Genomic DNA, 14,035 nt, shown 5'->3' on the forward strand with positions numbered 1-14,035 from the left:
CTGAAGTCGATATTAAAGAGCCTCGCATTGTGGGTGCACCAAACAGCACGTCTGCCTGTGATCCTGTTAATGCGCCAGAAGGTGCAAACTGTCAAGATCCTAATGCCTTTATATTAGCGTGGGGTTCTGTCAAAAACACCTATGCTCATATAGAAAATGGTGTAGAACTTGATGTTTTTGTCACTAAAACTAGAGATGGTGGTAGAACCTATGAGCCACTAAAATTGTTATCTGCTAATGTTGGTGTTCCTTTAGATCCTGAGGGCGAGCCAGATTTTGAATCACAACTCATAATGAAGCCTAACGGTGACAACTTGTATGCAGTATGGATGGAAACATCAACTGATGCGGCAGGCAATGAAGATACTGTGGTTCGCTATCGTGCAGAAGCAGATCTCGACGACGCAGGAGCACCAATCACTGTACTTGAAGATGGTACCGAAATTTATAATTTAACTCGACCTATTACAGTCGATCAAGGAAGTGTGTCAGGTATTGTTGTTTCAACAACAACAGCAACGGGTACTGAGTATACTTATCCCATGCAGCAATTTAGCTATAACGTAACTGGCTTAGAGGTTGGTAGCACTATATCCGTGACTATTAATTTTGGCGGCACTGTACCAGAAGATGCTGTTTTACTTAAAGTAAACGCTGACGGCAGTACGGTTGAGGTTGAGTCTGCTGATTGGGAGCTAATCGGCGATAATTTAGTGCAAGTCAGTATCACTGATGGCGGATACCTTGATGAAGATGGTGTTAAGGATGGCGCAATCATCGATCCTGTTACTGTTGGTGTTCCTGTTGCAACTGTAGAACCAACGCCAGTTTCAACAAGTAGCAGTGGCGGTAGTTTAGGACTAATTGAATTGTTGATTGGTCTTGGGTTATTAGCCCGCAGAAGAGTTAGAGTAACTAGAAAATAGTACTATTTTTCAACGTTAATAAAGCCCCGTCTAATTGATCGGGGCTTTTTTTTGCAATAATTAACCTGCTAGATTTTGCCAAAACCATGCTTGATGAAGCCGAAAATGCTAAGCATGTTAATCAACGTATTAGCGTTGCTTACTAAGTGATATTTGGTGGGTGATTAATCGAAACAGGCCTAAATGGCCTGTTTTTTTATGCTTTATCCGGTGCATAGGTGGTTATATCGATTAGGCAAACAATGGTTGAATTTGTATTAGGCCATAGCCGTTACTCGGTAATATTTGAGCGTATTTTATTCAAAAATTATATTGGGTTATCAGTTACAGGCTATGTGATTTGAGCTTGTTTTAAAGCGTTTTTGGCTAAAAGTGCATTTAAGGTATGGCCTACGGCCACTAACGTCGTGGCGCTTCGCCCACACCAGAGCAAATGGGTAAAGCGCTTGTACCCCTTTGCAAACCCTCAGCGTTCCGGCAGCACTTTCTGAACAGCGAAAAGGTCGCGACGGAAATTAATCTAGCTTTTGGCCTCGTTTGAATCCTTCTTCAGTCCATCTTGTAATAAGGAGTGAAAATGCTAACGCTTCCGGTGGTACATCTGATGTGAATGGATTCACGAATGTCGTGATGGCAGGACGCCAAAGAACGACCTGTACCGCGAAAGCTAAGCTCACATCTGATAGGCAGGATGCCTCAATGCCTTGTAGCACATGGATGTGCGAGAAAGGCCATGTGAGCTTCACGCATTCTTGTATAAAAAATCTTCAACGACCTCAATTTAAATGTTGAACCGGTCCATTTGCAAGTCAAGAAAACTAACTCTTTTTTATGCCCCAAAATGAGTTTAAAATATGGCCTGCGGCCACTAACGTCGTGGCGCTTCACCCACACCAGACCAAAAGGAAACCAACGGCTGTTCCCTCTTGGATCACCCAGCCGCCCTGCAACATTTTCAAACAGCGAAAAGGTCGCCATGGGGTAAATCCAGCTTTTAACTTTATTTTTAGTCTGCCTCGGCCTTATTCGAAAATGCTAACGCTTTCGATGGTACATCCTGTACCGCGAAAACTAGCCTGACATCCATGTCAGTACATGCCTGCGCTTTGCTGAGCACAATCAAGTCAAAATCATTGTCGTTGCTAATGAGGATGCTCTTTCTGACAAATCAAAAATTGAAAAGACATTTAGTGACATCATTACGCTATCACGTAGTTCTGACGAACTCATCAATATACTGTCGAACAAATACAAAAGCACTCTCGAATCTACCATTCAAATGTTAATTTTAAGGTATTTGAATAAATTCAAAGGTTTAAGCTTAAGCATTGATAATCTAAGGGTCCTTCAAAGGGCGATAAATCGAATTATTAAACTCAAAAATAGAGTTGATTCTATCGAAGGGTTAGATTTACCTTTGACTCATGAAATCATCACCCAACAAATTTTAGGCGTTAGCTTTTTAGCTTATGCAAAATGTTACTCTGAAAAAGACTTCAAAGACTTTTTAAGCCTTGGCTTGACTTCGTATAGTACAAACTTTAAAAAATTCAATTCTCAAAGAAATGGCGAAGATGTTGAAAAGGAATTATGTAAAGATGAACAAAAAATAGAAGAACAGAATAAAATCATACGCAGTATCTGTAGTTCTATAAGTTTAAATGAAGGAATAGTGCATTTTTGTTTTACTAATCTTATTCCTTTCTGTGATGATGCTGAACTGATTAATAAACTAGGCCTTCCAATAGCAGGGAGCCCACTAGACCAACTCATTAAAGGTTACTTTTTCAATCTATCTGAAAAGGAGTTCGACCAAGGATTGCTTGAATTAGAGGAACTTCTCTTCGATGGAGCCAATAAAGATTATTATCAATGGGTAAAAGGCTGTGAAACGTATCTCTATCTAATAAATAAAAATTACCTAAATAAAGTTAAGACTGATGAATTAAATAGACTGAAAGACCTTCTAACTCAAGGTGAAATTATTGACTTTTCAACTATAGAGCATGGGCAATTTAACCGGTGGTTAAATGTGCCAGAAGAACTTGATACTCATGAATTTAAATCTCTGCTTGGGGCATTCATTACTAAGTCAGAGGAGCATAAAAATGCAGAGTTTGCTGAAAACTTTTATACCAATTGGCAGCAAGCCATTTTTACTGGACCAAAGGACTACGACCGCAATCCATTCTTACACTATCTAAATGTAAGTAATTTTTGTGGGCGCATAACTCAATGGAAAGGTGGTGATATCATGGCTTTTATAGGTTTTGTAAAAGAACGTTTTACTATATCGAATGCTAAAGATAGGTATGAGGTCGAGCTGCCCTTCATACAGCAATTGATTCCCAAACTAAAAATTAAACAAAGTGAAGTAAATGGAAAGCTCATGAATGGAATAATATCTGAGCTTGTCCAAGAGTTTGAGCTAGCTCTAGAGCAATTGACATAATTATGGTAATGGTTCCAGCACCTGTCGCAGTATCTCATTGATCGAGCCACAATGGTGTAATTAACAGCGAAGTCTTAAGTTTGCCCCATTGCTATACTGAAACAAAATCAACAAGTTATAAATAATTTTACCCTGACAAGCTTTGAGGGGAAATTGGGTTAGTTATCTTGACTCTGAAATGGTCAGCGTCAACTCTGAACTTAAGGCCGTTGAAGAAAATAGCGTGAGCTGGCCATGGATGGCCTGCTAGCTTTCGCGGTACAGGATGTACCATCGGAAGCGTTAGCATTTTCGAATAAGGCTGAAGACGGTTACAGATGAAGTTAAAAGCTGGATCAATCCCCATGGCGACTTTTCGCAGCTCTTGTTTTGTAAATAGCGAAAATGTTGCGGGGCGGCTGGGAGTTCCAAGAGGGAACAGCCGTTGGTTTCCTCTTGGTCTGGTGTGGGTGAAGCGCCACGACGTTAGTGGCCGTAGGCCATAAAAGAATCGTTTTATGTATTATCCCATTGATGGCAAAACTCAATAAAGCTTTTCAGCAGCGGGCTATGGTATTTGTCTTTATGAACCACTAACCAAAATGGTCGTTGCATATTAAGATGATTGCTCGCTTGAGGTAGATCCAGCCGAACTACGCGGCCATCGTTAATGGCATATTGTGCCGCTAAAGTTGATAAGCAACCTAAGCCGAGTCCCGCGGAAACACTGTTAATTAGTGCTTCTGTAGTATTAAGTTCAAACACTTCATGCCACGCCGCTATTTGTGGCGCTATGGTATGTAAGAAAAACTCTCGCGAGCCTGAGCCTGCTTCACGTAATACCCATTCACTGTGTTCTAAATGGCTAAATTTGCACTTAGCTTGTTGGCTTATAGGTAACTGAGGCGCTGCGATAATACACATCTCATCATGGCTGAATTGAGTAGCGATAAGTTCTGGATGATGACTTTTCCCTTCGATCAAGCCGATATCTAGTTCGTAATCCAGCAGTTTTTGGCAAATAAGCCGTGAATTAGAAATCACCACACTTTGCGAGAAATGCTGATATTGCTGCCGAAATTGGCTCAATAACCCCGGAACAACATGGTTCCCTAGGGTGTCACTGGCACCTATTTTCAATTGACCTGAAAAAGCGTGGTCTGCATCAAACAATTGGCTGATGTTATTTGCTCTACTAAGCAGCTCGTCGGCCAGAGGTAACAGCTTGTGACCTTCTTGATTAAGAATTAAGCGGTTGTTAACCCGATCAAATAGCGCATGACCGAGTTGTTTTTCTAATTCTGCCAGTGCCATGCTCACCGCTGCTTTAGACAAATATAACGCCTCGGCTGCTGCCGTTAGGGTTTTATGTTGAGTAATGCTGCTAAAAACATTGAGCTGTTTGAGTGAAATATTCATCGCGCCTGACTTAGTGAAGGTATTGGCTAATAAACCGATAAAATGGCGGCAGTGACTTTTAATCCGCTAATTGTTTAATTTTTCTGAACGTATGTTCCGTATAATTGGATATATATAAACAAAGTGCAAGCGTAATATTGGCTTATTCTCTGATGGGTAGTTTGAGGTTGTAATGATTCGAGCAGTAAAAAATTCACTAATGGCCGTACCAACGCCGATGGCAGGGCTGGCGTTGGGTATTGCAAGTTTAGGTTGGAGTTGGGAAAACCTTGTGGATTTACACCATTATGGACAATGGTTCTCGGCTGCTATTGCCAGTGTGTTGTTACTGATTTTGAGTGGTAAATTCATATTACATTCAAATCTATTGCGTCAAGATCTTGCTCATCCTGTGGTAGGCAGTGTGGTGCCTACCTTTGCCATGGCATTAATGGTGGTATCAAATTCGTTGGGCCATGTCTCTGCGTTAGCGGGTGATTTATTATGGTCATTTGCGGTATTGCTGCACATTAGTTTTTTAGTGGGGTTTATTTATCATCGCAGTAAGCAGTTTTCATTAACTCACATGGTACCGAGTTGGTTTGTTCCGCCGATTGGCATTGTGGTTGCCGACGTTTCTTTTTCAGGTAATGAGCATTTATTATGGGTTGCACATGGGGCACTGTTTTTTGGAATGTTGTGCTATGCGGTGATGTTACCCATGATGCTTTACCGTCTTATTTTTAGAGAACAAATTCCCGATGCAGCTAAACCAACACTAGCCATTCTAGCCGCGCCAGCCAGCTTGTCTTTAGCAGGATATCTAACCATTACTCAGCAACCGTCTCCGGTGATCGTTGGGCTATTATTTGGTATTGGGGTGTTAATGACGGCGATTATTTATCTGTCATTTTTTAAGTTATTACGGCTACCTTTTAGCCCTGGTTATGCCGCTTTTACCTTCCCTATGGTGATAGGTGCGACTGCGTTATTTAAAATGTCTGTATGGATGGAAAGCATCGGCATTACAAACGAGTATGTACAGCAAATTCATGCTTTAGCAGAACTTGAACTGCTTGTCGCTACTGTGGTAGTCAGTTATGTTTGTCTGCGATACCTGCATTTTTATCAGCCAAAGAAGGTACAACTGGCTTCTTAATTTGCAATAAATATACTATTGGTCAATGCCTTCACTAACACTGTATGCGGCATTTAATATGAGCGAACCAGCATGACTCCAGCAATTGAAATGGCGAAAAAGCATAAAATAGATTTTGAAGTGCATGAATATCATCATGATACTAATAGTGAATCTTATGGTTTAGAAGCGGCGCAAAAACTGGCTGTACCCGCTGCACAGGTGTTTAAAACCTTGGTGGTGAGTGTGGATAATCAATCGCTGGTGGTTGGCATCGTGCCTGTATCGTCGATGCTGAGTATGAAGTTAATCGCTAAAGCTGCGGGCGCTAAAAAAGCCCACATGGCAGAAGCATTAGCAGTAGAGCGTTCGAGCGGTTATGTATTAGGTGGTGTTAGCCCATTAGGTCAAAAAAAGCGTTTAATGACAGTGATTGACGCCTCTGCGCAGCAGTTCGATTGTATCTATGTCAGCGCTGGCAAAAGAGGCTTAGAGATTTCACTAAGCCCAGCCGATTTACAATGCTTACTCAATGCTAAGTTTGCCGATATTTGCGCTCAAACATAATGACATTTGCCATTAACTAACCGCGTTGCCTTTATGCGGGGCTCAAGCAGCTGATCATTGCGCTATCAAGATTCAAGCTATCAAGAGTCAAACTAGCAAGATCCACTTCAGCAATCATAGTGATACAGGATTATTGATTTATTTTGGCTTTAAACTCTGCTTGAGTTTGGTTATTGGCTTTTTGGTACCAATAATCCAGCATTCTCATCACTTCTGCTTGGGTGATATCTTCAGCTGTAACTTCAATTACGTCAGCGCTCGGGCTAATGACCTGACTACTGTGATCGCTTGCTATGGTTGCCCCAGATACAGGATTAAGTGATGGGTTGATTACAGTGCTAGACGCGACAGCCGCTATGGCAGCAGAAGCATTATATTGAGCCATTTCTTGGACAAAATCGCGTCCAATTTGTAAGCCTGATTTAATCAATTTATCTTGGGTAAATGCAATCGTGTTACCACTGCTATCGGTTAATGTTATGGCTGGTTTTAGATTAAATTTTTTGGCACTTGCCGCTGAGTTAATTGGTGGTAGCGTTAATCGATAATCTTGCTCACTGGCGTTAAAGCGCAAGACAATTACGTCAGAGATAAAGTCATTTTGGCTACCATTATCGCGGTAACGAGCTTGATAGCGAAAGGCTATTTGCTGCATACCATTAGGCAGAGTTGAGTCTAGCAATACCTTAGACTGTTGGTGTGATGCCTTATTATTGACGAATACCGTTTCGGTTCTGTCGGGCAAATGCAAACTAGCCGCAATAGCGTATTGGCTGAATAAACTAAAGCAAAGTAACGCGATAATGCTACGCATAATGTGATTCCGTGTAGATTGATTAAGTGGTTGTGAATGCTGGGCGATAATGCTCTGGTAATTCAAAGGTTTTTAGACTATGACTGATGGGGCATACAAAGCGGAAAAAACACGATGTTAGCGCTAAATCGGGGCAATGTTCAGCACCATTTCCATGTAAACGGTCGCCCACTACCGGATGGCCAAGACTAGCCATATGAATCCGAATTTGATGTTTACGTCCTGTGTCTATTTTTACCTGCACCTTGGATTGATCCAACGTAGCGTCGTAGGTGAGTAAGGTGGCGTATGATAGCGCGGGCTTATTATCAACAGGGCTATCAATGGTAACGGGCTTGCTCGGAAATGCACCTTCAACAATCACTTGATAGTATTTTTCTAATGCACGTGTTTCAAATAGTTTAGCGATGGCTGCAGTGGTTTTTTTACTGTGTCCAAGCACTAATAAACCGGTTGCAGCGCGGTCCAGACGATGAATAATAAACGCATTGCGTTGCGGTTGTAAGTTCAACTCGGCGTAGCGGTTGATGGTGGTGTGATCACTCCACTTTGAACCTTGGCAACGCATACCATAAGGCTTATACCAAATACTGTATTCACCTTCATCAAACAGTAACTCTGCCGGAGCAACTTGTTCGTCTAAAATATATTGATTGTAATAAAGATGCAGTTTATCTCCGGGTTGCAGAGGTTTTTTCGCGCGACGAATACGATTGGTTTGCTTGCCGTGACTGTGCCATATAGCGCCTTTTTGCATGGCATCTTTTAGCACTTGTTTACTCAAACCACTGGTTTGTGCTAGTAAATTGATAGCATCAGTACCATGTTCAGTTACATCAATATGGTATTCAGTTTTATCTACAATCATTTGCAACTCTATAGATCCATTCGGTACACGGTCATTTAGGGGTAAATGTTACCTTATTTGGCTGCTGTATGTTTATTAGTTAATGAAACTTTCTCTTGAGTCGCGTATCTGGGTATCATCTGCGGCAAAGTTGTTTTAGCATAATGCGACAAAACATAGCAGCAATTGGAGTAGGTAATTTGGAACACATCATTTGGGATCTTGACCCTGTGCTGATCTCGTTCATGGGGTTAAAGGTTCATTGGTATGGGGCGTTATTTGCATTAGCGATTGCGACTGGCTTTCAAGTGATGAAGCGCATTTACACAAAAGAGGGTTTAGATGTTGAATCTCTCGACAACCTGCTGGTTTATTGTGTGGTCGGCATTATTGTTGGTGCGCGTTTAGCCCATTGTATTTTCTACGATCCGAGTTATTACTTGGCACATCCGTTGAAAATTTTCGCCATTTGGGAAGGGGGACTTGCTAGCCATGGTGGTGGACTAGGGGCGATATTGGCCTTGTATTATTACCAGCGCAAAGTGAAGTTACCGTTTTTATTTTTACTTGATCGTTTAGCGATCGCGACTGCCATATTTGGCTTTTTTGTGCGTTTGGCAAACTTTGCTAATTCAGAGATTATCGGTGATCCAACCACGCAGCCATGGGGCATTATTTTCAAGCGGATTGATATGATACCGCGTCACCCTGCGCAACTGTATGAGTCGTTTGCTTATTTATTGATATTTGTTGGCCTTTACGCCATTTATAAATATACCAATATGAAGCAAAAGCACGGTGCGATATTTGGCGTGTTTTTAGTGTCGGTCTTTAGTGCGCGTATTGCGATTGAAAGCGTTAAAGTCAGTCAAGCGGCCTACCATGAATCAATACTCAGTGCCGGACAATGGTTAAGCTTACCGTTTTTATTCACTGGCATTGTATTGCTGATTATGGCTTACCGTAAACCCAGTTAAGCGCTAAGATACCATATAGAATCTATAACAAAAACGTTCTATGCCAGATGGCATAGGACGTTTTTTTATAAGGATGATTTAGCCATAAGTGACTTATTTATCCTACTGTTATTTTCTATAATGGTTTCATACCAGCAGGCAAATATTTAAAGCGCTGCATTTGTTCGTAATGCGTGTTGACAATTTTTTGCACTTGTTCAGTCGTGAGTTTAGTTTTCCACTGATGCTTGCCACCATTTCTAAAGAAGGCATTAGCATTTTCGTGTTTCTCTACAAAGCCGCGTTTATTTTCTTGGGCTTTTAGTTGTGCGAAAGAAGAGTGCTTAATGGCATTTTTTAATCTAACAGGATCCTTTTTCAAGCCTAAAAATGACTCCACTTTTCTGAAGGCTTTTTTGGGGGCATCCAAAATATCTTCGTAGCGTAAAATCAACTTTGAAGCATCATCGGCGGTCCAACTAGACACGTGCATAGACCAAGAGGTAATGATTTGCGGCACATGTGGTACTTCATTTGGTGTGCCAGTCATTTCTTCTGCCATATAAGCTATGGCTTCATCTATGGTGTAATCAAAGTAATTGGCCATTGAAATGGCCACATCTAGCGGGTTACGGACCACATAAATTGCCCCTGATGTTACCGTCGAATTATGCAGTGGCTGACTATTATATTCGCCCAAGTAGTTGTGGGTTTTGACAAATGTAGTGCCATTGGCTTGGTGAGCAATATCAGCCTGAACCTGTGGCCTCAGTACACTAATTTCTTCTAAAGTCAGTTCGGTGGTGGCCGTTTTATCTTTGGGTAAATAAGGTCTATAACGGTGCGCAGCCGATTCCGCTGTCGAAATGGTGTGCATGGTATTGATGTCGATTGGCTGATCTTGATTTTGAATGTAATTTTCTAAAAATGCACGCACCCAGGTATTACCCGATTTAGGGTAAGAGGCCACCCAAAGTATGTTTCCCATCCGTAATCCTTTGTTATTATTTTTGCGTCGTTCAATGCTGTAAAACTACCGATAATTGTCCGAAATGGCAAGTTTACTGGGGTGTTTAGCGAGGAATTAGAGTGTGATTATAGCGATGATAATATCACTCAATGTAAACCTTGTTATGCATATCACCTTTGATCCCCCACGGTTTATTGTTAAGTAATAAGATTGATTGCTTTACATCAAATTGCGAGCAAATGTAACATGCTTGTTAATGAATGCCTTGCGACAGTTTGCTAGAGGTAATTTAGGCTGTATTAGGTATAAAACAACAAGGAGAGTTTTTGATGAATGTTAATGCAACGCTGGTTGGTCAGTTAATTGTTATTTTCGCATTGGTAGTGGGTGTTATCAGTTATTTTATTGGTCGTCGTAAAACACAATCGCCGATTCTGGCTGGTGTGCTTGGCGCTGTATTATCAATTGTACCGCTATTTGGTTTGATCTATTTAGTGGTGTTGATGCTAAAGAGTGATGTTAATTTAGGCGCAGAAACCGCAAGTCATTAGCAAGGATGTGTACAATATTGTGACTAAGGACAGCACATATGAAGTATTTACCTTGTTTAGTCGCTAGTGTTTTAGTGTTATGTGCGAACTCACTAGCATTTCAACTATCGGTAAAATATTCGCCGGTAATCGATTATCTTCTATTGGTGCCCGATTTGAATAGTCACAGTTGGGAGTACTTATTAATCGCGGGTTATGATGCCTCGATTCGGCTGCTGGCAACTTTGTTTATTTTATTGATATTTAGGAAGATTGTTCCTCAGTCTCCCTTTAATGTTAAGGCTGCTGCTTTGATGCAGTTGCCATTTGTGCTTCTAGTCGTACTAAATTTCGATTCAACTGATTCAACATTAATTCCTGGCTCTGCTTACGAAGCATTCCGTTTAATCGGTTCTATTTCAGAGTGTGTTTCAGTATTAATGGCTTACGGCTTAATCGTTGCGTACAACAAATTCACCTCAGAAAAAATTGCGGTTACCTCTTCACCATAGCGTTGGGTATTATCAGTTGAGCCTTAAAAGGTGATAGCCAAGTTTTGTGGTACTTTACCGCGCTAACTCGGCTCTCATTCAGTCGCTGTGTCCGTGGGGTTACCCTGTAAACGCTTTGATTTTACCTAAGCAACCCTTTATACTTGCCGCTGCATTTTTATGCAGTGCGCGTTTATTAAATTTTAAGCTTAATGTACATATATTAAAGAGGTTGTCTTTCCGTAATGAATATTAAGCCGCATTAGTTTTTCCTCTCCTATTTGGATCGCTAAGATCCGTCCGTAATTGCTGCCTTGTTGGTAGTTTTTGTTGTATATCATTATCCAATATCATTTTGTCGTATTAATGAGTTAATTTCACTGCTGACGCGCGCAGATATTTCTGACGTTCACATCTGTTATTGGCATATTGGCTAACATTAAAACAGAGTAAAACACATGATACAAAGCATGAAAAAAGAGTGGTTCTCTAACATCAGTGGAGACCTATTAGCCGGTATTGTTGTCGCGCTGGCGTTAATTCCTGAAGCGATTGCCTTTTCGATTATTGCCGGGGTGGCTCCCAAAGTTGGCCTATATGCTTCCTTCTGTATTGCAGTCGTGATTGCGTTTACCGGCGGTCGTCCGGGCATGATTTCGGCCGCGACTGGCGCTATGGCGCTATTGATGGTGACCTTAGTTAAAGAGCATGGTCTTGAGTATTTATTAGCGGCGACGTTATTGACCGGCCTGTTTCAAATTGCAGCAGGTTACTTAAAACTGGGCAGTTTGATGCGATTTGTCTCGCGTTCGGTCGTGACCGGCTTTGTGAATGCGCTGGCCATTTTGATTTTTATGGCACAGTTACCTGAGCTTACAAATGTGACGTGGCATGTGTACGCCATGACCGCAGCTGGACTGGGGATTATTTACTTATTCCCATTAATCCCTGTGATCGGAAAATCCTTGCCGTCACCTTTAATATGTATTGTTGGCTTAACCATTTTTGCGGTGTATATGGGATTAGATATCCGTACCGTAGGCGATATGGGGCAGTTGCCAGATACCTTACCGATTTTCCTTTGGCCAGAAGTACCATTAACCCTTGAAACCTTAATGATCATCTTGCCTTATTCTGCTGGTCTTGCGGTTGTTGGTTTATTGGAATCGATGATGACAGCAACTATTGTTGATGACTTAACCGATACCCCAAGTGATAAAAACCGCGAATGTAAAGGCCAGGGTATTGCCAATATCGGTGCGGGTTTACTGGGCGGTATGGCGGGTTGTGCCATGATCGGTCAATCAATTATTAACGTTAAGTCTGGTGGTCGTGGGCGTTTGTCGACATTTTCGGCGGGTCTTTTTCTGTTAGTGTTAATCGTATTTCTGGGGGACTGGTTAAAAATGATCCCGATGGCAGCACTTGTCGCGGTGATGATCATGGTGTCTATTGGAACCTTCTCTTGGGATTCTATCCGTAATCTTAAACATCATCCTTTATCGACCAATCTTGTGATGGTTGCCACAGTAGTAGTAGTTGTCGCTACCCATAATTTAGCGATTGGGGTATTTGTGGGTGTGCTACTTGCCTCGTTATTCTTTGCCAATAAAGTGGGCCGTTTTATGGTGGTTAAAAGCAGCGACACTACTGCAGAAACCGGGCGTCATTATCACATTATTGGCCAAGTCTTTTTTGCCTCAGCAGATAAGTTCAGTAACTCATTTGATTTCAGAGAAGTGGTTGATAAGGTGACGATTGATTTATCTCAAGCACATTTTTGGGATATTACCGCCGTATCTGCTCTGGATAAAGTGGTGATTAAATTCCGCCGTGAAGGGACTGAAGTTGAGATAATTGGCCTTAACGCCGCCAGCGCGACCATAGTCGATAAATTTGGTGTGCATGATAAACCAGAAGACGTTGAAAAAATGATGTCTGGTCACTAAGCCCATAGCAACAGCATAAAAGGATAATAATGATGACAAATGTGATTGCCTGTATTGATGGTTCAAAAGCCACGCACGCGGTATCTGATGCTAGTGGGTGGGCGGCGATGAAGTTGCATGCCCCGGTGACGTTATTACATGTATTGGATAAGTCTGCCTACCCGACAGAGTTAAATTTGTCGGGAAATATTGGCCTTGGGAGTCGTGAGCATCTGCTGGCTGAAATGGTTGAGCTTGAAGGACGCATGAGTAAACTCGCGCTCGAACAAGGTAAATATATGCTCCAAGATGCTCAAACCAGCATTGTTGCTGCACAACCTTCGGTGGTGGTGCAAACACTGCAGCGCCATGGGGATTTAGTGGAAACGCTACTGGAGCAGGAAGCCGATGCCAGACTGGTGGTTATTGGCCGTCAAGGTGAGCAACATCAAGATCAGGCGCAAGCGATTGGCAGTCATTTAGAAAGTGTTATTCGCACCCTTAAGCAGCCGATTTTAGTGGTGATGGCTGAGTTTACAATGCCAAGCCGTTTTATGATTGCCCATGATGGCAGTGCTACTTCGAAAACCGTGCTTGAACGAGTGATTAGCAGCCCACTACTTAAAGGGCTCGAATGTCATTTAGTCATGGTGTCTGATAATCAGTCTCAAGCGCTAATCGAATTGACCTCAGTTGCCGACTCTCTTACTGAGGCTGGTTTTGAGGTAACAACTGCGGTTTGTCAGGGCGAAGTGCAAACGGCTCTTGAAGCTTATCAACTCGCACACCAAATTGATTTAATCGTCATGGGGGCTTATGGCCATTCACGTATTCGTGAGTTTTTTGTTGGGAGTAATACCACACGGATGATCAGTAAAAGTCATATTCCATTGTTGTTATTGCGTTAAGTAAAAGACGGCGTCCTGCTAGGGTCGCTTCGCTGCTAGGGCGTGACTTCGTCACTGCTAGGGTCGCTTCGCTGCTAGGGCGTGACTTCGTCACTGCTAGGGTCGCTTCGCTGCTAGAGCGTGACTTCGTC

14 protein-coding genes are annotated in these 14,035 nt (G+C 42.0%); 9 read left to right on the forward strand and 5 right to left on the reverse strand.

Annotation, left to right across the window (positions count from 1 at the left end):
* Window positions 1–926, forward strand: a 926-nt coding sequence (locus tag H5185_RS17470; protein WP_182742729.1) for a choice-of-anchor U domain-containing protein, incomplete at its 5' end; no start/stop codon positions are given.
* Window positions 927–1,622: 696 nt separating this feature from the next.
* On the opposite strand, the gene H5185_RS17475 is transcribed toward H5185_RS17470, so the two are convergent.
* Entirely contained in the window at window positions 1,623–1,904 is a 282-nt protein-coding gene (locus H5185_RS17475) for a hypothetical protein (RefSeq protein ID WP_182742730.1), read from the reverse strand.
* A 319-nt stretch (window positions 1,905–2,223) separates the two neighbouring features.
* Between H5185_RS17475 and H5185_RS17480 the strand changes: the two genes are divergently transcribed.
* Window positions 2,224–3,378: a hypothetical protein gene (locus H5185_RS17480; protein WP_182742731.1), complete on the forward strand. Its 1,155-nt coding sequence runs from the start codon at window positions 2,224–2,226 to the stop codon at window positions 3,376–3,378.
* Window positions 3,379–3,873: 495 nt separating this feature from the next.
* On the opposite strand, the gene H5185_RS17485 is transcribed toward H5185_RS17480, so the two are convergent.
* On the reverse strand, window positions 3,874–4,776 hold the full coding sequence (locus H5185_RS17485) for a LysR substrate-binding domain-containing protein (RefSeq protein WP_124015523.1): 903 nt from the start codon (window positions 4,774–4,776) through the stop codon (window positions 3,874–3,876).
* A gap of 172 nt (window positions 4,777–4,948) precedes the next feature.
* On the opposite strand from H5185_RS17485, the gene H5185_RS17490 reads away from it, so the two are divergent.
* Both H5185_RS17490 and ybaK read left to right on the forward strand, forming a co-directional pair.
* On the forward strand, window positions 4,949–5,914 hold the full coding sequence (locus H5185_RS17490) for a TDT family transporter (RefSeq protein ID WP_182742732.1): 966 nt from the start codon (window positions 4,949–4,951) through the stop codon (window positions 5,912–5,914).
* Window positions 5,915–5,986: 72 nt separating this feature from the next.
* A complete protein-coding gene (gene ybaK / locus H5185_RS17495; RefSeq protein ID WP_124015525.1) occupies window positions 5,987–6,460 on the forward strand; it encodes a Cys-tRNA(Pro) deacylase in 474 nt (157 codons plus the stop codon).
* A 130-nt stretch (window positions 6,461–6,590) separates the two neighbouring features.
* On the opposite strand, the gene H5185_RS17500 is transcribed toward ybaK, so the two are convergent.
* The gene (locus tag H5185_RS17500) at window positions 6,591–7,274 is read right to left on the reverse strand and encodes a DUF2057 domain-containing protein (RefSeq protein WP_182742733.1); all 684 of its coding nucleotides are present in this window, start codon (window positions 7,272–7,274) and stop codon (window positions 6,591–6,593) included.
* 22 nt (window positions 7,275–7,296) lie between these two features.
* On the reverse strand, window positions 7,297–8,142 hold the full coding sequence (locus H5185_RS17505) for an RNA pseudouridine synthase (protein ID WP_182697516.1): 846 nt from the start codon (window positions 8,140–8,142) through the stop codon (window positions 7,297–7,299).
* A gap of 179 nt (window positions 8,143–8,321) precedes the next feature.
* On the opposite strand from H5185_RS17505, the gene lgt reads away from it, so the two are divergent.
* A complete protein-coding gene (gene lgt / locus H5185_RS17510; protein WP_124015528.1) occupies window positions 8,322–9,098 on the forward strand; it encodes a prolipoprotein diacylglyceryl transferase in 777 nt (258 codons plus the stop codon).
* 115 nt (window positions 9,099–9,213) lie between these two features.
* Here lgt and H5185_RS17515 read toward each other — a convergent pair whose 3' ends face one another.
* Window positions 9,214–10,065, reverse strand: coding sequence for a sulfotransferase domain-containing protein (locus tag H5185_RS17515; protein ID WP_182742734.1), 852 nt, complete (start codon window positions 10,063–10,065; stop codon window positions 9,214–9,216).
* A gap of 311 nt (window positions 10,066–10,376) precedes the next feature.
* On the opposite strand from H5185_RS17515, the gene H5185_RS17520 reads away from it, so the two are divergent.
* The 4 genes from H5185_RS17520 (at window position 10,377) to H5185_RS17535 (ending at window position 13,904) form a co-directional block, all read left to right on the forward strand.
* Window positions 10,377–10,598: a hypothetical protein gene (locus H5185_RS17520; protein WP_182742735.1), complete on the forward strand. Its 222-nt coding sequence runs from the start codon at window positions 10,377–10,379 to the stop codon at window positions 10,596–10,598.
* 38 nt (window positions 10,599–10,636) lie between these two features.
* Window positions 10,637–11,089, forward strand: coding sequence for a hypothetical protein (locus H5185_RS17525; protein WP_182742736.1), 453 nt, complete (start codon window positions 10,637–10,639; stop codon window positions 11,087–11,089).
* 437 nt (window positions 11,090–11,526) lie between these two features.
* Window positions 11,527–13,017, forward strand: coding sequence for a SulP family inorganic anion transporter (locus H5185_RS17530; RefSeq protein WP_182742737.1), 1,491 nt, complete (start codon window positions 11,527–11,529; stop codon window positions 13,015–13,017).
* Window positions 13,018–13,049: 32 nt separating this feature from the next.
* Window positions 13,050–13,904 carry a universal stress protein gene (locus tag H5185_RS17535; RefSeq protein WP_182742738.1) on the forward strand — a complete coding sequence of 285 codons (855 nt, stop codon included), beginning with the start codon at window positions 13,050–13,052 and terminating at the stop codon, window positions 13,902–13,904.
* The last annotated feature ends 131 nt before the right edge of the window (window positions 13,905–14,035 follow it).

It is taken from the genome of Shewanella sp. SG44-6 (assembly GCF_014164185.1).
GTDB classification, from domain to species: domain Bacteria; phylum Pseudomonadota; class Gammaproteobacteria; order Enterobacterales; family Shewanellaceae; genus Shewanella; species Shewanella vesiculosa.